This window comes from Streptomyces sp. NPDC001515 (assembly GCF_053597115.1).
Genome location: NZ_JBSFHN010000018.1, coordinates 141499 through 163915, shown reverse-complemented (window position 1 = coordinate 163915; position 22417 = coordinate 141499). Strand labels below are relative to the sequence as shown.

18 protein-coding genes are annotated in these 22417 nt (G+C 74.6%); 9 read left to right on the top strand and 9 right to left on the bottom strand.

Annotated elements, in window-relative coordinates; all coding sequences use genetic code 11:
- Positions 1 to 6 precede the first annotated feature (6 nt).
- Complete coding sequence (locus ACWCXC_RS20665; protein WP_450680669.1) at positions 7 to 240, top strand: DUF397 domain-containing protein; 234 nt, start codon at positions 7 to 9, stop codon at positions 238 to 240.
- Positions 241 to 306: 66 nt separating this feature from the next.
- Here ACWCXC_RS20665 and ACWCXC_RS20660 read toward each other — a convergent pair whose 3' ends face one another.
- From ACWCXC_RS20660 to eccB, 4 genes are all read right to left on the bottom strand, one after another.
- Positions 307 to 612: a WXG100 family type VII secretion target gene (locus ACWCXC_RS20660; protein WP_450680670.1), complete on the bottom strand. Its 306-nt coding sequence runs from the start codon at positions 610 to 612 to the stop codon at positions 307 to 309.
- Positions 613 to 662: 50 nt separating this feature from the next.
- Positions 663 to 1016 carry a WXG100 family type VII secretion target gene (locus tag ACWCXC_RS20655; protein ID WP_450680671.1) on the bottom strand — a complete coding sequence of 118 codons (354 nt, stop codon included), beginning with the start codon at positions 1014 to 1016 and terminating at the stop codon, positions 663 to 665.
- Between the two features lie 130 nt (positions 1017 to 1146).
- Positions 1147 to 2358 (bottom strand): type VII secretion-associated serine protease mycosin, encoded by a 1212-nt coding sequence (mycP, locus tag ACWCXC_RS20650; RefSeq protein WP_450890148.1) that lies wholly within the window; start codon positions 2356 to 2358, stop codon positions 1147 to 1149.
- A gap of 41 nt (positions 2359 to 2399) precedes the next feature.
- Positions 2400 to 3917 carry a type VII secretion protein EccB gene (gene eccB / locus ACWCXC_RS20645; RefSeq protein ID WP_450890147.1) on the bottom strand — a complete coding sequence of 506 codons (1518 nt, stop codon included), beginning with the start codon at positions 3915 to 3917 and terminating at the stop codon, positions 2400 to 2402.
- A gap of 205 nt (positions 3918 to 4122) precedes the next feature.
- Here eccB and eccE point away from each other — a divergent pair, with 205 nt between their 5' ends.
- The 8 genes from eccE (at position 4123) to ACWCXC_RS20605 (ending at position 15847) form a co-directional block, all read left to right on the top strand.
- Positions 4123 to 5433 (top strand): type VII secretion protein EccE, encoded by a 1311-nt coding sequence (eccE, locus tag ACWCXC_RS20640; RefSeq protein WP_450890146.1) that lies wholly within the window; start codon positions 4123 to 4125, stop codon positions 5431 to 5433.
- Positions 5433 to 6149: a hypothetical protein gene (locus ACWCXC_RS20635; protein WP_450890145.1), complete on the top strand. Its 717-nt coding sequence runs from the start codon at positions 5433 to 5435 to the stop codon at positions 6147 to 6149. Before eccE ends, ACWCXC_RS20635 begins: the two co-directional genes overlap by 1 nt.
- A 343-nt stretch (positions 6150 to 6492) precedes the next feature.
- Positions 6493 to 9570, top strand: coding sequence for an SCO5717 family growth-regulating ATPase (locus ACWCXC_RS20630; RefSeq protein WP_450890144.1), 3078 nt, complete (start codon positions 6493 to 6495; stop codon positions 9568 to 9570).
- Between the two features lie 197 nt (positions 9571 to 9767).
- Positions 9768 to 11648: an ABC transporter substrate-binding protein gene (locus tag ACWCXC_RS20625; protein WP_450680677.1), complete on the top strand. Its 1881-nt coding sequence runs from the start codon at positions 9768 to 9770 to the stop codon at positions 11646 to 11648.
- 113 nt (positions 11649 to 11761) lie between these two features.
- The gene (locus ACWCXC_RS20620) at positions 11762 to 12847 is read left to right on the top strand and encodes an ABC transporter permease (RefSeq protein ID WP_450890143.1); all 1086 of its coding nucleotides are present in this window, start codon (positions 11762 to 11764) and stop codon (positions 12845 to 12847) included.
- Positions 12844 to 13812 (top strand): ABC transporter permease, encoded by a 969-nt coding sequence (locus ACWCXC_RS20615; RefSeq protein ID WP_450890142.1) that lies wholly within the window; start codon positions 12844 to 12846, stop codon positions 13810 to 13812. Before ACWCXC_RS20620 ends, ACWCXC_RS20615 begins: the two co-directional genes overlap by 4 nt.
- The gene (locus ACWCXC_RS20610) at positions 13809 to 14831 is read left to right on the top strand and encodes an ABC transporter ATP-binding protein (protein WP_450680680.1); all 1023 of its coding nucleotides are present in this window, start codon (positions 13809 to 13811) and stop codon (positions 14829 to 14831) included. The genes ACWCXC_RS20615 and ACWCXC_RS20610 overlap by 4 nt, the downstream gene beginning before the upstream one ends.
- A complete protein-coding gene (locus tag ACWCXC_RS20605) occupies positions 14828 to 15847 on the top strand; it encodes an ABC transporter ATP-binding protein (protein ID WP_450890141.1) in 1020 nt (339 codons plus the stop codon). Before ACWCXC_RS20610 ends, ACWCXC_RS20605 begins: the two co-directional genes overlap by 4 nt.
- Before the next feature lie 55 nt (positions 15848 to 15902).
- Here ACWCXC_RS20605 and ACWCXC_RS20600 read toward each other — a convergent pair whose 3' ends face one another.
- The 5 genes from ACWCXC_RS20600 to ACWCXC_RS20580 form a co-directional block, all read right to left on the bottom strand.
- Positions 15903 to 16856 carry a bifunctional riboflavin kinase/FAD synthetase gene (locus tag ACWCXC_RS20600; protein ID WP_450680682.1) on the bottom strand — a complete coding sequence of 318 codons (954 nt, stop codon included), beginning with the start codon at positions 16854 to 16856 and terminating at the stop codon, positions 15903 to 15905.
- Between the two features lie 43 nt (positions 16857 to 16899).
- Positions 16900 to 20517, bottom strand: coding sequence for a trypsin-like peptidase domain-containing protein (locus ACWCXC_RS20595; protein WP_450890140.1), 3618 nt, complete (start codon positions 20515 to 20517; stop codon positions 16900 to 16902).
- A 129-nt stretch (positions 20518 to 20646) separates the two neighbouring features.
- The gene (gene truB, locus ACWCXC_RS20590) at positions 20647 to 21543 is read right to left on the bottom strand and encodes a tRNA pseudouridine(55) synthase TruB (protein ID WP_450890139.1); all 897 of its coding nucleotides are present in this window, start codon (positions 21541 to 21543) and stop codon (positions 20647 to 20649) included.
- On the bottom strand, positions 21540 to 21992 hold the full coding sequence (gene rbfA / locus ACWCXC_RS20585) for a 30S ribosome-binding factor RbfA (protein WP_450680685.1): 453 nt from the start codon (positions 21990 to 21992) through the stop codon (positions 21540 to 21542). Before rbfA ends, truB begins: the two co-directional genes overlap by 4 nt.
- A gap of 22 nt (positions 21993 to 22014) precedes the next feature.
- Positions 22015 to 22311: a DUF503 domain-containing protein gene (locus ACWCXC_RS20580; protein ID WP_450680686.1), complete on the bottom strand. Its 297-nt coding sequence runs from the start codon at positions 22309 to 22311 to the stop codon at positions 22015 to 22017.
- Positions 22312 to 22417 lie beyond the last annotated feature (106 nt).

Sequence of the window (22417 nt, the reverse complement as noted above, 5' to 3'; positions counted from 1 at the left end):
TTGACCATGGGCACACAGGCGGAGAAGGACGAGCTGTACGCACTCGACATCTCGGGGGTGGAATGGCTGAGCGCCCCGGGGACCGAGCAGGAGGAGGAGCGTGTGGAGATCGCGCATCTGCCGGGCGGAGCGGTGGCGATGCGCTCGTCGCTGGACCCGGACACGGTGCTGCGCTACACGGAGGCCGAGTGGCGCGCGTTCGTTCTGGGCGCCCGGGACGGCGAGTTCGACCTGAAGTAGCCGTGCGACGGGGAGGGGGGCGCGTCCGGCGGGCGCGCCCCCTTTTCGCGGCCTGTGGCGGACGGTTCAGTACGCCTCGGTGAACAGGCCGGACGCCTTGAGGTCGGTGGCGCGGTAGCGGTCCTTGCCGTTCTCGACGATCCGGGCGATGTGTTCCAGGCGGGTGCGCATGTGGTCCGCCCGGGAGCGGTAGTCGTTCTGGAGCGTGACGTAGGCGGCGTGCGCCTCGCCGTCCCAGGTGTCGGTGACGACCTTGAGGGCGGTGTCCATCTCCTCAAGGTCGCGGCAGATGTTCCGGGAGACCGCGCGGATGCGGTCGGCCATCTCCTGGACGCTCGCGTAGCGGACCTTGGTGTGCGGGTCGTGGCCCATGGGTGTTCCTCTGCGGTGGAAGGGGCGGCCCGGAGGCGCGGCGGGCGGGTTCAGAGGGAGTCGAGGCCGGAGCCGCCGCGTGGGGCCGGGGCCTGTTCCCCGACGGCGGCGAAGGCCGCGCGGACCTCTTCGTCGGTGGCGTTGCTGAGGTTCTTGGTGCTCGCTACCGCGTGGTGGAGCACGTGGAGGAGGCGGCGGATCCGGTCGTGGTCCTCGTTGAGCGCGAGCTGTGCCGAGGCGAAGCCGGAGGCTCCGGCGCCGGTCCAGCCGGCTCCGGCCGTGGCGAGGATGTCCGCCAGTTCCCTGGACTGTCTGGAGACCGCCTCGGCCGTGTCGACGATGCGGTTCCTTGCCTGGACGAGCGGATCGTCGGCGAGGGCGAAACCACCCGCGGGGCTGGTCATGCGGAGGTCCTCTCCGAGGGCGCCGGGGGGCGCGGTGACGTGGGTGTGGGGGCTGGACCCGGCGCTCACCCTAGCCACGTCGCCACCGCTCCCCGGACGCTCCGGCGCACCGGACCGGGCCGTCCGGGGGTCAGCGCGGGCGCGGGGAGCGGCGGCGCCTCATGTCGCGGGCGACGGTCGCGGTGCCGGCCACCGCGCCGACCGCGACGACGGCCGCGGACAGCGCGTAGGCCGCGTACCGCTTGGTGCGCCGTTGCCGGGGTCCGTCCGCCGACAGCGGCGCGGGCTCGGGCGCCGGGGCGGCGGCGGGCGCGGGGCCGGGGTGCGGCGCGTCCTGCGGGGTGTCGTCGCCGGACAGCGCGCGGACCGGGTCGACTACACCCCATCCGACGAAGGGGTCACGGCCGTTGACGGGTCGCTGGGCCGTCTGTTCGAGGCGGGCGACGATCTGCGCGGCCGTCCACTCGGGGTACTTGGCGCGCATGAGGGCGACGACGCCGCTGACGTAGGGCGCGGAGAAGCTGGTGCCGCTGTCGGTGCACTGGCCGTTGCCCGGGACGGTGGAGACGATGTCGACGCCGGGGGCGGCGACGTCCACGAAACCGCCCGGCTGGGAGAAGTCGGCCCGTTCCTCGTCGCGGTCGGAGGCGGCGACGGCGAGGACGCCGGGGAAGGCGGCCGGGTAGGTGTTCCGGGACCGGCCGTCCGCGCCGTCGTTGCCCGCCGACGCGACCACGACGACGTCCTTCGCGACGGCGCGGGCGACCGCGCGGCCGAGCACGGAGTCCTCGGTCAGCGGCCGCGAGGTGTCCTGGGAGATGTTGATGACCTCGGCACCATGGGCGACCGCGTGGTCGATCCCGGCGGCCATGGTGCTGTCCCTGCCGCTGTGCCGGCCGTCGTTCTGGCGGACCGGGATGAGCGTGGCCCCGGGGGCCAGGCCGACGAATCCCGTTCCGGCGCGGGGGCGGGCGGCGATGATGCCCGCGACCTTGGTGCCGTGGCCGGACCCGTCGAGCGTCCCGTCGCCCCCGGTGCCGGTGTAGTCGATTCCGGCGGACCGGTCCACGGCGGCGGTGAGCTGCGGATTGGCGGTGTCCACGCCGGTGTCGACGACGGCGACGCGGACGCCCTCGCCCCGGGTGTCCTTCCACAGGGCGTCGAGGAGGATCCGCTGGAGCGGCCAGGGGCGGCCCGCGAACTGCTCCCTCATCGGGAACGCGCACTCCCCGCCGCCGTCCAGGTGCGGGCCGGGTTCCGCGGCGGCGTACGCGGCCTGCGGTCCCGCGAGCAGCGCCAGGGCGGCGGCCGTCGCCGGCAGCGCCCTCGTCCCGTGTCGCATCGTGTCCTCTCCCCCGCCCGTCCCCGCGCCGGTGCCGCCCGTCAGGAGCCCTGGGGCCTGCGGGCACTCTCCGTGTCGAGCCTCGGCCCCCGGGCCAGGAACTCCGACCAGGCGTGCGGGACGAGGACGGGGACCGTCTTCCCGTATCCCAGCCGGATCTGCGCCTCGCCGGGCACCGGGCGTGCGCCGGGGCGCGTGGCGCCGGCGTCGCCGTTCGCCCGGACCGCGTACCGAAGTCCGGTGTCCGTCACCAGGAAGAGTGAACCGTCCGGGCCCGTCCGCCCCTCGCGGACCGGGGTGTAGAGCAGCCCGCTGCCCGGAGTGACATAGGTGCTGGTGCCGCCGGTTCCCACGGGCGCGGGATAGGCGGTGCCCGCCCAGGTGGCGAGGGTCGTGCGGCCGGAGCCGTCGGTGGAGCGCAGCACGCTGCACACGGTGTCGCGGGCGGCGGACCCCGTGCCGGTGCTGTTGACGCGGACGGCCCGGTGGGCGGGCCAGCGCAGGGCCGGGTCCTCGAACGGCTCGCTCGCGGGGACGAAGTCCTGGAGTCCGGCGGGGCGCGCCTCGCCGGCCAGGTCGAGGGCGGCGGTCCGGGGGGAGTTGATGAGCAGCCAGGCGGTGAACTCGGAGACCGGCCTCACCTCGCGGTCGAGGACGACGTAGTAGGCGGTGCCCTCCCCGTTCCTGGTGCGGAGCACCGTGCCGACGCGGTTCTCGCGCGCCGAGAGGTGCCCCTCGATGTGCGCGGGGGCGCCGACCTCGCCGGGGATGTCGGGGAAGGCGACCGGGCTGCCGTCGTGCAGGGTGGCCAGCCAGTCGTCGGTGACGGGCTGCGGGCGGGCGGCGCCGACGAGGGCGCCGGTGAGGTGGCCGAGGTCCTCGGGGGTCTCGTCGATGCGGTACTTGGTGCCGCGGGCGTCGACGAGGTAGCGGGTGGCGTCCTGGCCCTGGACGTAGAGGACCTGGCCGCCGGTGAGCCGGCCGGCCCCCTCGGTCAGGTGCCGGTCGCGCGCCCCGAGGACGAAGGCGGCCTTCTGCACGGAGCCTGACCCGCCGCCCGGCTGCACGCAGACCGCCCACCGTTTGGCGGTCCCGGCGTCCTCCGGTTCGGGCAGCCGGTCGGGGGCGTACGGGATGCCGAGGACCGGGCCGCGCGCCGGGTCGCCCGCGTCCAGGACGGCGTCGTCGACCTGGACGACTCCGTACTGCCCCGGGTCCAGCAGCAGCCGGGCGGAGGCGAGGTTCAGCACCGGGTGCAGCAGGGTCCGGCGCTCCGCGCCCCGGCCGGTGGTGAGCACGACGTACCGGGTGGTCGACGTCCTGCCGACGACGACCTTGGCGCCGGGGCGGTCCCAGTCGCGGGGCGCGGCCGGGCGGAACATCCCGTACGCGCCGAATCCGGCGAGGATCAGCGCACCGGCGACCAGTCCGGGCAGGACGGCGCGCAGGGGGCGCGGGGCCCCTTCGTCGGAGCCGGTGGGAGAGGGGCGCAGGAAGGCCGCCACCACGCGCCGCTTCGCGAAGGTGTACGCGTTCAACTCGTCGCGCCGCGATGCCATGGGTCCCGCCCCCGTCCGTCCGCGCGGCACCGGGGAGCGCCCCGGCCGGCGTCCCGTGCCGGGCCCCCGTTGCCTGACCGGACCCCTACTATGCCTGTCGGCCCCGGGGTGCCGGGTGCCGGGTAGGGTGATGGCCCCCGTCGGACGGCTCGGCGGGCGGGCGTGCACGGGTCTCTTCGGGGGCGGACGGACGGGGGGTGCCGCGATGACGGCTTCCGCGACGCGAACGGTTCCGGTTCCGGGCGCGCGGACCGCCGGGGCGGACGCGGACGGCGTCCCGGTCCCCGGTGCCGGGCCGGGCATCACCCGGCCGAGTGAACGTGTGGGCTTCCGGAGGCCGTTGCGGGTCCACCAGCTGGTCCTGTGCGAGCTGGCCGGGGCGCTGCTGCTGTGCGCCTGGGTGGTCGATCCGCTGCTGCTGGCGCCCGCTTCGGTGCTCGCCGGGGTTCTCGCGGTGCTGGCCCTGGTGCGCCGGCGGCGCCGATCCCTTCCCGCGCTGCTGCGCACGGTCCTGGCCTTCCGGGCGCGCGTCCGCGCCGCCCGCGTCCCTGGGGCGGCGGACGGACACGGAGCGGTCCCGGCACCCCTCTCCGCGTGCGAACCGGGGCTGCGCACCTACGCGTTCGGAGGGAGCGAGCGGCGCCCGGTGGGCATGATCGGCGACGGCACGTATCTGACGGAGGTGCTGCGCGTGGAGTCGGACGGTACGGCGCTGCGCCCCGGCCGCTCCGCGCGACCGCTTCCCCTGGAGCTGGTACGGGACGCGCTCGATGTGGACGGCATCCGGCTGGAGTCCGCGCAGATCGTGCAGCACACCCGGCCCGCGCCCTCGCCGCGGCTCCCGGAGGACGCGGTGGCCGCCCGCAACTACGCGCCGCTGCGCGAGGGTTCGGGTGCTCCGGCGGTGCGGATCACCTGGATCGCGCTGCGGCTCGCCCCGGAGCTGTGCCCGGAGGCGGTACGGGCCCGGGGCGGCGGTCTCGTCGGGGCGCAGCGGTGCGTGGTGCGCGCGGCCGACCAGTTGGCCGGGCGGCTGAGCGGGGCGGGGCTCGGCGCGACGGTGCTGACGGAGCCGGAGCTGGGCGCGGCGCTCACCACCTCGCTGGGCGCGGACCCGGCGGTGACGGCGCGGGGCGCGCGGGACGGGGTGGCGGTCCGCCGCACCCGGGAGACCTCGCGGACCTGGAGCTGCGACGGCCGGCCGCACACCACCTACTGGGTGCGCCGCTGGCCGGAGTTGGGCGGCGGGCGGGCCGCGCTGCCGGAGCTGGTCGCCCTGCTCACCTCGGTCCCGGCCCGCGCCACCACGTTCGCGCTGACGCTGGCGCACGGCGAGCGGCAGGAGACCGCACTCACCGGCCATGTCCGGGTCAGCGGCGAGGACGAACGCGAACTGCTCGCGGCCCGGCACGCGTTGGAGCGGGCGGCGCGCGGGGCGCGGGCCTCGCTGGTGCGGCTCGACCGCGACCAGCTGCCCGGACTGCTGGCCACGGTGCCGTTGGGCGGAACCCGCTGATGGCGGTGCGCGGGCACGGGCGGCCGGTGTTCGGGCGGTTCGCCCCGCACCGTCCCCGGCACTCGGTCCGGCCGGAGCACCTGGCGTCGCTGGCGCTTCCGGTGGGCGACGACGGGGTGGTGATCGGGGTCGACGGCGACGGCGGCCCCGCCGTGCTCGGGCTGTTCCGGCCCACGCCGTACGACGTCACCCTCGTCGGCGGGCTGTGGACCGCGCAGGTGCTGGCGCTGCGCACGGTGGCGACCGGGGCCCGGGTGGTCGTCGAGACGGGCCGGGCACCGGCCTGGGCGGGGCTGGTGCGTGCGGTGGGCGGTGCGGAGCCCGGCATCGCGCTGCACGAGGTGGGCCGGGTGCCACCGTTGGGGGCGTCCGTCGGATCGCCGGTCGTCGTGGTGCGGGACTGCGGCACGCGGCCTCCGCGCGGGCGGGTGGCGTCGGCGCCCTGGCAGTCGGTGGTGACGCTGGTGCCGTATCCGAGTCCGGTGGCCGCCGGGCTGATGGAGAAGGCGTCCCTGGTCGGGGTGCAGCGGGTCTCCCCGGACGAGGCCCGCGCGATCGGCCGGCTGATGCTGCTCGGTGACGAGGAGGTGCGGGCCCTGTCGACGATGGCGGACGGCGTCACCCTGTGGTGCACCCGGCGGGACCGGCGGCTCGTGATGACCCGGCCGACCGACGCGGAGAGCGGACTGCTGGGCGGCGCACGCCGGGTGGATTGACCGGCGCTCATGGGAAGGTGTCCGACACCTCCCCGCGACACCCCTTCGTGACCGAATGGGGCGGATTTCCCCATGCAGATGTGCCTGTTTGAGGGCTTTTCCCTTCACTTTCCGCCGGACGCAGTCCACTTGAGGTCAGTACGTGACGGAGGGGACGGGCTTCGCGGTGCCGCACGGCCTGCCGTAGCGAGCCCGATGACGATTAGGGTGGGTCCGGGCGCGGCAGAAGAACCTGCGGGTAGGTGTCGCGTCCCCGGGGGGAGAGCCGGGCGGCTCGCGTTGCGGAAACGGTCGCCCCCGCCCACCACGGCACAAGGGTGCTCGACCACACCAGGAGGCAACAGTGAACGGCGATCGGGACGGAATCCGCGGGGGCTGGGACAAGCCCGTCGACGAGTCGTCCGACGCGGAGCCCGCCGAGCTGACGGGTGAGTTCACCATCGACTACACCCCGCCCGCCTGGTACACGCAGAACGCGCCGGGCGACTCCTCGGGCGGTGCGGGCACGCCCCTGGCGCCCCCGCCGCCGCCCAGCGGCGCACCGGTGTCCCTGCCCGGACTGCCGCCGGGGAGCGGCTTCGAGCCCGACTGGACGCCGGCGCCCCCGGCGCCCGCCGCCGACGCCTCGGCCTTCCCGCCGCCCGGCGCGGGGGAAGGCGGCGGTGCGCCCGACGCCTTCGGGGGCGGCGACGTGGAGAGCGGGGCGACCATGCGGTTCTCCTCCGCCGCGCTGAAGCGGGAGATCGCAGAGCTGGAGGCGGCGGCCGCCGCCGGGGCCGGCGCCTCCACGAGCGGGTCCGGCGCCTCCGACGAGGCACGGGACGCCGACGCCGCGGGGGACCCGGGGGCCCCGGGGGCCCCGGCCGACGCGGGCGACGCGGGCGACGCCCAGGCGACCGGGGACGAGGGGACGGACACCACCCACGGAACGGACGTCGAGAACCACGGGTCCGCCGGGTCCGCCCTCGCGGAGCCGCACGACGCCGTCCCGTCCGACGAGGTCCCCGCCGACGCCGCGCTCTCCGACGCGTCGCCGTCCTCCGCCGAGCCCCACGACGCCGTGCCGTCCTCCTCCGCACCGGACGAGGAGCCCGCCGAGGGCGGGGCCGACGCCCCTTCCGACAGCGCCCCCTCCGACAGCGCCCCGGCCGACAGCGCCCCCGCCGGGCTTCCGCCGGTCGCCCCCGACGGGTCCTCGCAGGCCGCCGAGCCGTCGGACGCGGTGCCGCCGGCCCCGGCCGCGCCGGACCGGCCGGGTGTCCCGGCGCCGCAGGACGCGGCACCGGTCCCGTGGACGCCCGGTCCGCCGCCCGGCGGGCTGCCGCCGCTGCCGCCCGCGTTCCAGCCGGCGGCGCAGCAGCCGGCCGCGCCCCAGCCCGCCTCGCACTGGCCGCCGCAGGCGCCCGTCGCACCGGCCCCGGCCGCCCCCGCCGACCAGGGCGGTTACGGCTTCCCGCAGCCCGCCGCCGCGCAGGCACCGCAGCCGCCCGCGCTTCCGCAGCCGCCGGCCCCGGCCGCTCCGCAGGGGGGCTACGGCTTCCCCCAGCAGGCCCAGCCCCAGCAGGCCCAGCCCCAGCAGCCGCAGCCGCAGCAGACCCCGCCCCAGCAGCCGCAGCCGAGCGCCGCGCTGCCGGCCCCGATCCCCCAGCAGCCCTCCCCGCAGGCTCCCCCGGCCCCGCAGCCGCCCGCACCCCCGTGGCCGGCGCAGCAGGCCGCGCCCCAGACGCCCCAAGCGCATCAGGCGCCCCCAGCGCCCCAGACTCCGCAGGCGCCCCAGCCGCCTCAGAGTCCGCAGGGCGGGTACGGCTTCCCGCAGCAGGCCCAGCCACCGGCCGCTGCCCCGCAGCTGCCCGGACCGAACCCCGCGCCGAACCTGCCCGCGCCGCTTCCGCAGCAGCACGCGCCGCAGCAGGGGCCGCCGGCCGGTCAGCCGGGCCAGGCCGGTCCGCTGCCGGGCCAGCAGCCCCAGGCGGCCCCCGGCCAGCAGCCCGCGCCGCAGGGCCCGCCGGCCGATCCCCGGTCCGGGAACGCCTGGCCGACGCCGGTCACGCACGACCAGCGCGAGCGCTCCATGCCGGGCGCGCCGATCGGCTACACCGCCGCCGTCGAGCTGTCGTCGGACCGGCTGGTCCGAGGCAAGCAGAAGGCGAAGAGCAGCCGGAACCCCTCGGGCGCCTCGCGGTTCAAGCTGGGGGGCAAGAAGGAGGAGCAGGAGCGGCAGCGCAAGCTGGACCTCATCCGCACCCCGGTGCTCTCCTGCTACCGGATCGCGGTGATCAGCCTCAAGGGCGGCGTGGGCAAGACGACGACCACCACCGCGCTCGGCGCCACGCTGGCCACCGAGCGGCAGGACAAGATCCTCGCGATCGACGCCAACCCGGACGCGGGCACGCTGGGACGGCGGGTGCGGCGCGAGACCGGGGCGACCATCCGCGACCTGGTCCAGGCGATCCCGCACCTCAACTCGTACATGGACATCAGGCGGTTCACCTCGCAGGCGCCCTCCGGTCTGGAGATCATCGCCAACGACGTGGACCCGGCGGTCTCGACGACGTTCAACGACGAGGACTACCGGCGCGCGATCGACGTGCTGGGCAAGCAGTACCCGATCATCCTCACGGACTCGGGCACCGGTCTGCTCTACAGCGCGATGCGCGGGGTGCTCGACCTCGCCGACCAGCTGATCATCATCTCGACACCCTCCGTCGACGGGGCGTCGAGCGCCTCGACCACGCTGGACTGGCTGTCGGCGCACGGGTACGCGGAGCTGGTCTCGCGCTCTCTGACGGTCATCTCGGGGGTCCGCGAGACCGGAAAGATGATCAAGGTGGACGACATCGTCCAGCACTTCCAGACGCGCTGCCGGGGCGTGGTCGTGGTGCCGTTCGACGAGCACCTGTCGGCGGGCGCCGAGGTCGACCTGGACATGATGCGCCCGAAGACCCGGGAGGCGTACTTCAACCTCTCCGCTCTCGTCGCCGAGGACTTCGCGCGCGCCCAGCAGCAGCAGGGGCTGTGGACCTCGGACGGCAGCGGTCCGCCGCCGCAGTACGCGCCGCCGATGCCCGGTCAGCCGCTGCCCCCGGGCCAGCAGATGCCGGCCCAGCAGCCGTACGTACCGCAGCAGCCCGGACAGCCTCAGCAGCCGTACCCGCCGCAGCAGCCCGGTCAGTGGGGCGGGCAGCCTCAGCAGCCGTATCCGGCGCAGCAGCCGGCCCCCGGCGCCGGGCAGAACTGGCAGCAGACGCCGCCCTCCCAGGCACAGTCCGCGGCCGGCCCGACGGGGCAGCCGCAGCCCCCGCAGTTCGGCGGACAGCCTGGTCAGCCGGGCGGCCCGACACCCCCCGAACTCCAGGGTCCGGTGCCGCCGGCCGGCTGGCAGCAGCAGCCCCCGCAGCCGCCGTCAGCGCCTCAGCAGTAAGGCGTCAGAGGTCTGAACCAATGAGGGTCCCCCTCGCATTCGCGAAGGGGACCCTCACCGCATTACCGCAGACCACACGCCGTTTCGGGGACCGTTGACGCGGCTCGACCACCGCTGATAAACCTTCGCTTCACCAGCTGGCGAACCACAGATCAACCCGCCTTCTCCGTGCGAGTCCTGACGCGAGGTCCCTGACCATGGTCGTAAGAGTTCCACCACCCTCAGCCCAGCCACGTTCACGTCTGCGTATTCTTCTGGCCTCCGGCGTCGCCGCCCTCGCCCTCGCGGCCGGGTCCGTCGTACCCGGCGTTCCCCTCGGATCCGCCCCCCAGCAGGCGCAGGCCGCCGACAGCGGTGAGTCCGGCAGGACACTGACCGTCGCCGTCGCCCAGAGCATCGACTCCCTGAGCCCGTTCCTCGCCCAGAAGCTGCTGAGCACGAGCATCTCCCGGCTCATGTACGACTTCCTGACGAACTACGACCCCAAGGACAACCACGCGGTCCCGGGGCTCGCCACGAAGTGGGAGCCGTCGGCGGACAAGCTGACGTGGACGTACACCATCCGGCCCGACTCGAAGTGGTCCGACGGGCAGCAGGCCACCGCCGAGGACGCGGCGTGGACGTTCAACAAGATGATGACGGACGACGCCGCCGCGCAGGCCAACGGCAGCTTCGTCTCCAACTTCAAGAAGGTCACGGCTCCCAGCCCCACGCAGCTGGTCATCGAGCTGAAGGAGCCGCAGGCCACCATGGCCGCGCTCGACGTCCCGATCGTGCCCAAGCACGTCTGGGAGAAAGTCACGGACTTCTCGAAGTTCAACAACGACAAGGACTTCCCGGTCGTCGGCAACGGCCCCTTCGTCCTGACCGACTACAAGGTCGACCAGTACGTGAAGCTGAAGGCCAACCCGGACTTCTGGCGCGGCAGGCCCAAGTTCGACGAGCTGGTCTTCAAGACGTACAAGGACCAGGACGCCGCCGTGGCCGCCCTCCGCACGGGTGAGGTCTCCTTCGTCGCCGGTTCGCCCGCGCTCACCCCCGCCCAGGCCGACTCGCTCAAGAGCGAGAAGAACGTCAAGGTCAACGAGGGCCCCGGCCGCCGCTTCTTCGCGCTGGCCACCAACCCGGGCGCGCAGACCAAGGACGGCAAGAAGTTCGGCGACGGCAACAAGGCGCTGCTCGACCAGAAGGTCCGCCAGGCGCTCTTCCTGTCGATCGACCGCAAGACGATCATCGACAAGGTCTTCCGGGGTCACGCCGTCGAGGGCCAGGGCTACATCCCGCCGCGCTTCCCCGCGTACCACTGGCAGCCCTCCGCCGACCAGGCGCTCGGCTACGACCCGGCCAAGGCGGGGCAGCTGCTGGACCAGGCGGGTTACACACTCAAGGGCGGCAAGCGCGTCGGCGAGGACGGCAAGCCCCTCGATCTGCGCATCCTGTGCCATGCGACCGATCCGAACGACAAGGCCATCGGCAAGTACCTCAAGGAGTGGTGGGGCAAGCTCGGCATCGGCCTCAAGGTCGACTGCCTCGACGACGTCTCCGTGCCGTGGTACGCGGGCGAGTACGACCTCGCCTTCGACGGCTGGTCCGTCAACCCGGACCCGGACTTCGTCCTCGGCATCCACACCTGCGCCGCCCTGCCCGCCAAGAAGGCGGCGAGCGCGGCCACGGACAACTTCATCTGCGACAAGACCTACGACGGTCTGTACAAGAAGCAGCTCGCCGAGTACGACCCGGCCAAGCGGGCGGACATCGTCAAGGAGATGCAGTCCTGGCTGTACGACTCCGGGTACATGAGCGTCATCGCGTACCCGAACGCGGTCGAGGCGTACCGCACCGACCAGATCAAGTCCATCACGACCATGCCCGAGGCGGCCGGCAACATCTACGGCCAGGACGGGTACTGGAGCTGGTGGTCGGCGGTTCCCGCGGACGGCGCCGGTGACGGCGACGGCGGGGGTTCCGGTTCGTCCACCGGGGTCGTGATCGGCGTCGTCGTGGTGGTCCTGGTCCTCGCGGGCGGCGGATTCCTCTTCGCGAGGCGCCGGCGCACCACCGCGGACGACCGCGAGTAGTCCGACGCGCCGCGGCACCGACCGCGGACGGATCGAGAGGAAGACCGGTGGGGTCCGGGCGGCCGGACCCCACCGGTGTCCTCCAGGCGCAGCACGAGTAACGAGAGTTCCCCATGACAGCTGACAGCACTCCGGCGCTCGTGACGCCGTCGGGCGCGGACACGGAAGGTCCGGCGGCCGCCGGCCCCCCGGCCGCCCGCGGTCCACGGGCGCGCACCACCCGGGCCTATGTGACGTACGCGGCGGCGAAGATCGGCGGCGCGGTCGTCTCGCTCTTCGCCGTTCTGGTCACCAGCTTCTTCCTCTTCCGGCTCATTCCGAGCGACCCGGTGAAGCAGATGACCGGCGGACGCCCCGTGTCCGTCGAGCAGCTGGAGTCCATGCGGCACCAGTTCGGCCTCGACCAGCCCATGTGGCAGCAGTTCACCAGCTACATCGGTGACGCGCTGACCGGCGATTTCGGCACGTCGTTCGCGTACCACGCGCCGGTGATGGACAAGATCGTCGAACGGCTGCCCGCGACGCTGCTGCTCACCGGAACGGCGTACGTCCTCTACAGCGCGCTCGGCCTCTGGCTGGGCACCCGGACCGCCTGGCGCAACGGGTCGAACAGCGACCGGTTCCACACCGCGCTGGCACTGACCCTGTACTCGGTGCCGTCGTTCTGGCTGGGGCTGCTCCTCATCATCGTCTTCTCGGTGGGCGTCGGCCCGATCCCCGGGATCTTCCCCACCGGCGGCATGGCGTCGAGCGACGGCGCGACCGGATTCGCGCACGTGGTCGACGTCGCGCACCACATGGTGCTGCCGGTGATCACGCTGGTCGCGGTGGGCTACGCCCAGACGCTCCTGGTGATGCGCTCCTCGCTGCTCGACGAGATGGGCAGCGACTACCTGACCACCGCCCGCGCCAAGGGGCTGCGGGACGATCTGGTCCGCCGCAGGCACGCCGTGCCGAACGCGATGCTGCCGACCTTCACCCTGATGTTCGTGAACCTCGGACATGTGGTGGCGGGTCAGATCCTGGTGGAGACGGTGTTCTCCTGGCCGGGTCTGGGCGGGCTCTTCTACACCGGACTGAGCACCCCCGACCTGCCGCTCGTGCAGGCGCTGTTCTTCTTCTTCGCCACCGCGGTGATCCTGGCGAACACCCTGGCCGATGTGCTGTATCCGCTGCTCGATCCCCGGGTGGGCCGATGACGACCGAATCCGTGCCCGCGCCCACCCCGGACGCCGAGGCCCCCACGCCCGAGGAGCGCGAGAGCGCGGCGGTCAAGAGCCCGCGCGCGCTGGCACGCGCCCGCAAGCGCCGTTCCCTGGTCCGCTTCTGGACCGCCTACCGCAGCCACCGGGGCGGCCTCTGGGGCCTCGCCGGGCTCGTGCTGATCGCGGTGATCGCCCTGCTCGCGCCCGTGCTGGCCGGCGGTGACGCGCAGAGCGTCACCAAGGCGTCGGGCGGACTGCTGGAGGCGCCCAGCGCCGCCTACCCGCTCGGTACCGACCAGTTCGGCCGCAGTGTGCTGGCGCTGCTGGTCTGGGGGGCCAGGGTCTCGCTGACCGTGGGCCTGCTCGCCGCGTTCCTCTGTGTGGCCATCGGTACGGTCGTGGGGATCGTCGCCGGACACTTCCGGGGCTGGTACGCGACGGTCCTGATGCGGGTCACCGACTGGTTCCTGGTCATGCCGACCCTGGTCCTGGCGGTCGCCCTCGCCGCGGTGATGGACCGCTCGCTGTGGACGGTGATCATCGCGATCGGCGTCACGACCTGGCCGACCACGGCCCGGCTGGTGCGCGCCCAGACCCTGGCGGTGGAGTCCCGCCCCTACATCGAGCGGGCCCGCGCGCTGGGCGGCGGACACGGCCACATCATGCTCCGGCACGTGCTGCCGAACGTGATGCCGCTGGTCCTCGCCCAGACCACCCTGGCGATCTCCGGAGCCATCCTGACCGAGGCCACCCTGGCCTTCCTGGGGCTCGGCGACCCGACCATCACCTCCTGGGGCGGCATGCTCCAGGACGCCCGGGAGGCGGGTGCGGTGAGCGCGGGCGACTGGTGGTACCTGGCCCCGCCCGGCATCGCCATCGCCCTGGTCGCCCTGGCGTTCACGCTCTGCGGCCGCGCCATCGAGTCCGTCCTCAATCCGAAGCTGGGGGTGACCCGTTGAGCACGACGAGCATCCGCACGACGCCTCTTCTGCGAGTCCGCGACCTGACGGTGACGTACCCCGGCGGGGCGCGAGCCGTGCGCGGGGTGGACCTGGACGTGGAGGCGGGCCGCAAGCTGGGCATCGCCGGCGAGTCGGGCTGCGGGAAGTCGACGCTGGCCCTCGCGCTGCTGCGACTGCTGCCGGCGGGCGCCGAGGTCACCGGCGAGATCCTGCTGAACGGCGAGGACGTCCTCGCCATGAAGTGGGGCCAGGTCCGCGCCGTGCGCTGGGCCGGCGCCTCGATCGTCTTCCAGGGCGCCATGCACTCGCTCAACGCGGTGCACCGCATCGGGGACCAGATCGCCGAACCGATCCTGCTCCATTCGACGACGACCCGCGCGGCCGCCCGGGAGCGGGCCGGTGAGCTGCTGGAGCAGGTGGGGCTGCCCGCCGCCCGGGTGGACGCCTATCCGCACGAGCTGTCCGGCGGCCAGCGGCAGCGCGTGATGATCGCGATGGCGCTCGCCTGCGGCCCCGAACTGATCATCGCCGACGAACCGACCACGGCCCTCGACGTGATGATCCAGGCCCAGATCCTGCGGCTGATCGAACAGCTCGTCGCCGAGCAGGACCTCGGCCTGATCATGATCAGCCACGATCTGGCGGTGCTCTCGGACACCTGCGACCGGCTCGCGGTGATGTACGCGGGCCGGGTCGTCGAACAGGGCCCGGCGTCCGAGGTCTACGCGCGGGCCGTCCACCCGTACAGCAGGGCGCTGTCGGGCGCCTTCCCCCGGATCGGGGACCCCGCCTCGCGGTTCGCCCCGCAGGGGCTGCCCGGTGATCCGCCCGACCCGGCCGCGCTGCCGGCCGGCTGCACCTTCCACCCGCGCTGCCCGTCGGCGGTGGAGGCGTGCGCCACCCAGGACCAGGTGCTGCGGGTGGCCGGTCCCGGCCGGGAGGCCGCCTGCCTGCTGGTGGGCCCCGGGGAGACCGGGGCCGCCGAGGGCGCCGAGGAAGCGAGGAGCACAACATGACCACCCCCACGGACCTGCTCAGCGCCCGCGAGCTGCGGGTCACCTTCCCCGGGCGGCACGGTGCCGACCTGGCGCGCGCCGTGGACGGGGTCGATCTGGACATCGCGCCGGGCGAGATCGTCGCCCTGGTCGGGGAGTCCGGGTGCGGCAAGACCACGCTGGCCCGCTCGCTGCTGGGGCTGGTCCCGCCGACGGCCGGACGGGTCACCTTCGACGGCAAGCCGCTCGACTACGGCAGCCGGGCGCTCAAGGCGTACCGCAAGCGGGTCCAGCTGGTCCTCCAGGACCCCAGCGGTTCGCTCAACCCCCGGCACACGGTGTACGACGCGGTCGCCGAGGGCCTGCGCATCCACGGCTTCCGGGGCGACGAGCAGCAGGCGGTCACCGAGGCCCTGTCCCGGGCCGGGCTGCGCCCGCCGGAGCGCTTCCTGCTGCGCTACCCGCACGAGCTGTCGGGCGGTCAGCGTCAGCGCGTCGTGATCGCCGGGGCGCTGGTGCTGGAGCCCGAGCTGATCGTGGCGGACGAGCCGGTGGCCTCGCTGGACGCCTCGGTGCGCGGCGAGATCCTGGCGCTGCTGCTGCGGCTGAGGGACGAACTGGGCCTGTCCGCGCTGGTGGTCACGCACGATCTCGGTCTGGCGTGGAACATCGCGGACCGGGTGGCGGTGATGTATCTGGGCCGGATCGTGGAGACGGGGCCCGTCGAACAGATCCTCACGGCGCCCCGGCATCCGTACACGCAGGCGCTGCTGTCGGTGCTGCCGGAGGCCGAGGGCGATCCCGTGGTGCTGACGGGCGAACCGCCGGACCCCTCCAAGGTGCCCTCCGGCTGCCGCTTCCACGTCCGCTGCCAGATCCTCGCCTCGGGCGAGGCCGCGCGGGCGGGGGTGGCGGACGCCTGCCGCACCAAGGACCTGCCGGTGCTGTCGGGCGGTGGGACGACCGAGGTGGCCTGCCACTGGGCGAACGCGGGCACGGCCGGAGCCGGGGAGGCGGGGCCGCGACAGCCCGCCTGACACCCGGTGCGACACGACGGCGGGCGGTCCCGGAAGGGGCCGCCCGTTCGCGCTCTCAGCCCCGGTCGTGGGCGGCGATCAGCTCGGCGCACCGCTTGACGTCCGCGGCCATCGCCACGAGCAGATCGTCGATCGTGTCGAACTTGAGCATGCCGCGCACATAGGCCAGGAAGTCCACGGCGACGTGCAGCCCGTACAGGTCGAGGCCGACGCGGTCGATCGCGTACGCCTCGACCGTGCGCTCGGTGCCGTCGAACTGCGGGTTGGTCCCGACCGAGATCGCGGCGGGCATCGCCTCGCCGTCCACGTGCAGCCAGCCCGCGTACACCCCGTCGGCGGGGATCGCGGTGTGCGGCAGGGTCTCGACGTTGGCCGTGGGGAAGCCCAGCTCCCGGCCGCGCTGCGCCCCGCGCACCACGATGCCCTCGACGCGGTGCGGGCGGCCGAGGATCTCGGCGGCCCCGGCCACATCGCCCTCGGCGACCAGGCGCCGGGTCAGGGTGGAGGAGAACGGCTCGCCGCCGCCCGCCTCGCCGCGCACCCGCAGGTCGATGACCTCGACGCGGTAGTCGTAGGTGGCGCCCAGCTCGGCGAGCAGGTCCACGTTGCCCGCGGCCTTGTGGCCGAAGCGGAAGTTGGGGCCCTCGATGACCAGCGTGGCGTGCAGCTTGTCGACGAGCACCTTCACGATGAAGTCGGCCGGGGAGAGCCGGGAGAACTCGCTGGTGAACGGCAGGATCAGCACCGCGTCCACGCCCAGTTCCGCCATCAGCTCCGCGCGGCGGTGGTGCGGGGCGAGCAGCGGGGGGTGGCTGCCGGGCCGGACGACCTCGCTGGGGTGCGGGTCGAAGGTGACGACGACGGCCGGCACGCCCAGCTCGCGGGCGCGCTCGACGGCCCGGCCGATGATGAGCTGGTGTCCGCGGTGCACCCCGTCGTAGGACCCGATGGTGACGACGCTGCGTCCCCAGTCCTGGGGGATGTCCTCCAAGCCACGCCAGCGCTGCACTCTGACCGCTCCTCGCCCGAACCTGTGTACGTGGGTGTATCTCTTACGCAGGTCTAAGACTGCCATGCTCACGCCCTGCGGCCCGCATCGGCATGGTCATCGGGGCCTCCAGGGTGCGCCGTGCGCTGGGTCCGACGAGCGCGGCCCACTCCTGCGGGGCCTCGGAGAGCCAGCCGATGACCAGGGCACCGAATCCCGGCACGGCGCGGGCGAGCGCGACCAGCCGGCGGTCGAAGAGGGCGGCCCCCTCGGGCGTACGGACGAGCAGCATCCCGGTGCGGTGGACCAGGGCCCGGGTACGGGCGGGGGCGCGGCCCGCGCAGCCCGCCGCGGCGGCCCGGAGCAGCGCGTCCAGCACGGCCGGCTCCCGGTGCTCGGGGCGCTGCTCGAAGTCGAGCAGCACCTCCAGCAGTTCGTCGCGGGTCTGCTGGGAGGCGGGGCTGCCGGGCGAGGCGAGGAGGGCGGCCAGCGCCCCCCGGACCGGCGGCGCGACGGTCGGTTCCCGGAGCAGGCCGGTGAGCAGCGGCAGCAGCAGGGCGCGCGCGGCGGGTCCGTGCTCCAGCCGGTGTTCGAGATAGGCGGCGGTGTGCGCCGTGTCGTCCGGGTGGCTGTCGGCGTAGGCGCGGACGAGCCCGGCGGCGTGCAGGGCGAGGGCCGGGGAGTCGGTCCGGGCGAGGGCCCGGAGCACGTCTCCGGCGTCCTCGCCCGGCCGGGTGAGCCGCTCCCGGTAGGCGGCCAGCACCGGCTCGGGGTGGGTGGGCAGGGCGGCGGCCAGCACGGCGGGCGTGACCTCCGGAGCGCCCGCCGCGAAGGCCCGCAGCGCCTGCGGCAGGCAGCGCTCCCTGGTCTGCGGATCGGCGACGAGCAGGCGGAGCGGGGGGCCGTGCAGATCGGTGTCGGCGGGACGGGCCAGCAGGGCGAGCGCGGCACGGCGCAGCAGGACGCGGTCGGGGTCGCGGGTCACACGCGGGGCGAGGAGTGCGGCGCAAGAAGCGGCGGCGCTCCGGCGGGCCTTGTGGTCGTCGTCGCGGGACCAGCGCTCGACGGCCCGGCAGAGTGCCTCGGGTTCGTCCTCGGCGAGGGCGGCGAGCAGTTCGTCGGCGCGCGGGTGGGCGGCCTCGACGAGGGCGTCGGCCAGCTCGTCCACGGCGAGGTCGCGGCGGGCGTGCAGCAGCGCCTGGGCGGCCTCCGCGACGGTGGGCCGGACACCCGCGCCGTCCTCGGCGGCGAGCGGGTGCTCATCGGAGAACCAGGCGCACAGCAGGGGTTGGACGGTGCGCGGATGGGCGGCGAGCCGCCGGGCCACGGCGTCCAGGAACCGGGTGCCCTCGCCGTCCGCGCGCGGGGGCCCGTCGGCGGGCACCAGGCGTCGGAACAGGTCCATCCGGTCCGCCTCGGGCAGCCGCAGCCTCCGCCAGAACCACGGCCCGAACTCGGCGTACGGACCACGCGGCCCGGTGCCGCCCGCCTCGGCCGAACTGTGGACGATGCGCCCGGTGAGCACGCGCAGCACACCCAGGTGGGCACGGGCGTCGGGCACCCGCAGCAGGGTCTCGGAGAGCAGGTGCACGGCCCACCAGCGGGCATCGGCGACGGGGGCCCGTTCCTCGGCCCGCCCCCCGCCGGAGGTGTCGTCCCCCTCCCCCGCCGAGAGCCGGTCCAGGGCCTCGATCAGATCGGCCAGCCGGTGGGAGAGCGCCGCCGGGCCCTGGCGGCGGCCGAGCAGCAGCAGCGCCTGGACCACGGGCCCGATCCGGTGGCGGGGCACCGGCAGGCTGTGCGGACCGGCGGGTGCGGAGGGATCGGGCGCGGCACGCCCGCCGGGCCGACGGGGCCGCGGGACCCGGCCGGCGGTCTCCTCCCCCGCCCCGCCGTGCCGGCGGTGGACCAGGGCGCGCAGCGCCGCGTCCACGTCCAGGTGCGCGCCCTGGACCCAGTCGCCCAGCTCCTCGTGGGCGAAGCGGTACCCGGCTCCGGCGGGCACCAGCAGTCCCTCGGCGAGCACGGCGGAGGCCCAGCCCGAGCGCCACGGGAAGACCTCCTCGAAGGCCGTGCGGTCCAGCTCGCCCTGGCCGGGGCCCAGACAGCGCCGGGCCGCCTCGTGGACCTGCCCGGCGACCCGGGCCGCGAGCCGCCGCACCTCCGTGCCGCCGGGCGCGGGGTGCCACTGGGCGGCGATCCGGACGGCGACGCGCAGGCACATGAGGTCGAGATGGGCGGCGAAGACCTCCTCCGTGCCGGGGCGCCCCGGGGTGTCCGCGGGCAGCGCGCCGCGCACCTCCGCGAGCAGGCGCAGGGTGAGCGGGTGGCGGTCGTGGCCGGGGGCGAGCGCGTCGGGGGGCAGTTGGTACCGCTCGCGGGCCCGTTCGGCCTGGGCGGGGGTGAAGTCGCCGAGCCGGACCGCGGGGGGCAGCCGGCGGGCGGGCCGGGCCGGGCGGTGCAGCGCGCCGGGCGGGCAGAGCGCCCCGGCCGTCTCCCAGTGCTCCGGCCGGCAGGCGACGACCAGCCGGGCCCCGTGCGCGCGCAGCCAGTCGACGGTGCCGCCGGTCCAGGCGTCCAGCCGGTGGGCCAGGACGGGCGGCATCTCCTCGGGGGCGTCCAGCAGGACGAGCAGCGGGGCACCGGACCGGGCGGCGAGCCGGGCGATCCGCTCCGGGGTGGCACTCTCCATGCCGCCCCGGGCCCCGGCGGCCGTGACAATCCGGCCGGCCTGCCGCAGCGTCCGGGCGATGGCGTCGGCCACGGAGCCGTCCTCGGCGAGCAGGTCGGCGCCGCGCAGCCAGAGCGTGAGCGCGGGCACCGGGCCCCGGGCGCGCCGGGCGGCGAGGGCGGCCAGTTCCGTGGTGCGTCCGGTGCCCGGATCGCCGACCAGTCCGAGGAGCACGGCGGACTCCGCCCCCTCGGCCGCCGTGAAGGCGTCGAACTCGGCGAGGACGTCCGGGCGCTCCACGGGGTCGGGGCAGGTGGCGGGGGCGTCGGCGGAGCCCACCGACATGGCGGTGAGCTGGAGCGCCCCGGCCGCGTTCAGATCGGGCCCGTAGCCCGGGACGCCCGTGGCGTTGCGCCGCAGCAGTTCGGCCAGCGGTCCCTCGCGGCCGGGTCCGGCCAGGGGCACCGCGCAGCCGGCGGCGGCGTGGCCGGCGCGCAGGGCGGTGCCGAGCACGGCGATGACGGCGCCGCTCTCCGGGTCGAGGACGGGCCCGCCGACGGCCGTCCCGCCGAGCCGGAGCGCGTCGCTGCCGTCCGTGCCGAGGGCCAGTTCCAGCGCGTGGGCGATCCGGTGGGTGGAGCCGCGCGCGACGTAGTCGACGGAGGCGGTGCCCAGCACCCGGGCCTCGCGCCAGCCGTGCGCGGCGATGGTGACGTAGCTGCCGGGCTCGATCCGCTCCCGGCACGCGATCGGCAGCGGCCGTACGCCGAGGACGTCGGGGCCGCCGGTGGGCAGCAGCGCGAGGTCGAGTCCGGGCAGCGCGGTGATGTCCAGGGCGTCGACGCGGCAGCCGCGGCCCTCGGTGCCGTGCAGAAGGAGGTGGGGCAGGCCGTCGATCGCCTCGTGGCTGGTGACGACCGTGCCCCGGTCGTCCGCGACGAAGCCGGTCCCCCGTGGCCGGCCCGCCGGATCGCACAGTCGTACCAGCGTCGCCCGGTCCCCGCATCCCATGATTCCGACGGTAGGTCGGTCCGGTTCCGTGCGAGCGCCACTCCTGTCGAAAGCGCCCCGTTTGCACCTCTGATTCACTCCGAGCGCCTGCCCGTTGGAGTGAATCAGAGGCGTTCGCCGGACACAGGGTCAGGCGAAGACGGCGAGGCTCTTGGCCTTGCCCTTCTGCTCCTCGACGAGGACGAGGAACCGCCCGTCGGGGCCGAAGACGGCGACCGGACCGGGCGGGTAGGCGGGCATGTCGAGCCGCACCCCGTTCAGCAGCAGCTTCGCCCGCTTCTCGTCCACGTCCCAGCGCGGGAACGCCGCGTCGGCGGCCTCCGCCACCGGCATCACGGTCAGCTCCTCCTGGTGCTGGTCGAGCGTGCGGGCGGCGTCCAGCCCGTACGGACCGACCCGGGTGCGCCGCAGGGCGGTCAGATGCCCGCCCACGCCCAGCGAGGCCCCGAGATCGCGGGCGATCGCCCTGATGTACGTACCGGAGGAGCAGACCACCGAGACGACCAGATCGGTCACCGGCGTGCCGTCCTCGGCGACGGCCTCGCGGACGTCGTAGACCCGGAAGGAGGAGATGGTCACCGGGCGGGCCGGGATCTCGAACTCCTCGCCCCCGCGCACCCGCGCGTAGGACCGCTTGCCGTCGATCTTGATGGCGCTGACCTTGGACGGCACCTGCATGATGGCGCCGGTCAGCGCGGCCACCCCGGCGTCGATCGCCTCGCGCGTCACCCCGGAGGCGTCGGCGGACGAGGTGATCTCGCCCTCCGCGTCGTCCGTGACGGTGTTCTGCCCGAGCCGGATCGTCCCGAGGTACTCCTTCTCGGTCAGCGCGAGGTGGCCGAGGAGCTTGGTCGCCCTCTCGACGCCGAGCACGAGCACGCCGGTCGCCATCGGGTCCAGCGTGCCGGCGTGGCCGACCCGCCGGGTCCGGGCGATCCCGCGCATCTTGGCGACGACGTCGTGCGAAGTGAAGCCGGACGGCTTGTCGACGACGACAAGTCCGTCCGGCGTTCTGTTCTGCGTCATTCGGAGCTGTTGTCCTCGTCGTTCTCGTCCTCCGGCTTGCGGTACGGGTCCGCCTCGCCGGCGTACGCGGCTCCCGAGGACGCCTCGCGCACCTTGGCGTCCGAGGCCCGCGCGCGGTCGAGGAGGTCCTCGATCGCCCGCGCGTTCTCGGGCAGCGCGTCCGCCACGAAGGCGAGGGTCGGGGTGAACTTCGTCCCCGCCGCCGAGCCGACCGCCGACCGCAGGATGCCCTTGGCGCTCTGCAGACCGGCCGCGGCGCTCGCCCGCTCCTCGTCGTCGCCGTAGACCGTGTAGAAGACCGTGGCCTCCCGCAGGTCGCCGGTGACCCGGACGTCCGTGATGGTCACGTGCGTCCCCAGGCGCGGGTCCTTGATTCCGCGCTGAAGTTTCTGGGCGACCACCTCCTGGATGAGGTCCGCCAGCTTCTTAGCCCGCGCGTTGTCGGCCACTGGTCCGTCTCCTTCGCCTTGCTCAATCGTCTTCGTCGCTGTGCAGCCGCCGTCGTACGGACAGCAGCTCCACGTCCGGCCGGGCGGCGACGAGGCGCTCGCACCGGTCGAGTACGTCTGTGAGGTGCCGGGTGTCCCCGGAGACCACGGCGAGGCCGATCTCGGCCCTGCGATGGAGATCCTGCCCGCCCGTCTCCGCCACGCTCACCGCGTACCTGCGCTGGAGTTCGGCGACGATCGGGCGGACCACTGAACGCTTCTCCTTCAACGACCGTACGTCGCCGAGAAGCAGGTCGAAGGAGAGTGTCCCCACATACATGTGTGTCCGGATGTCCCGCCGGTTCGGGTTCGCGCCCCGCCGGTCGATGGCGGGGACATCAGAACCGTACACGGAACGGCCGGGGCCGATCGACGGAAATACGTCC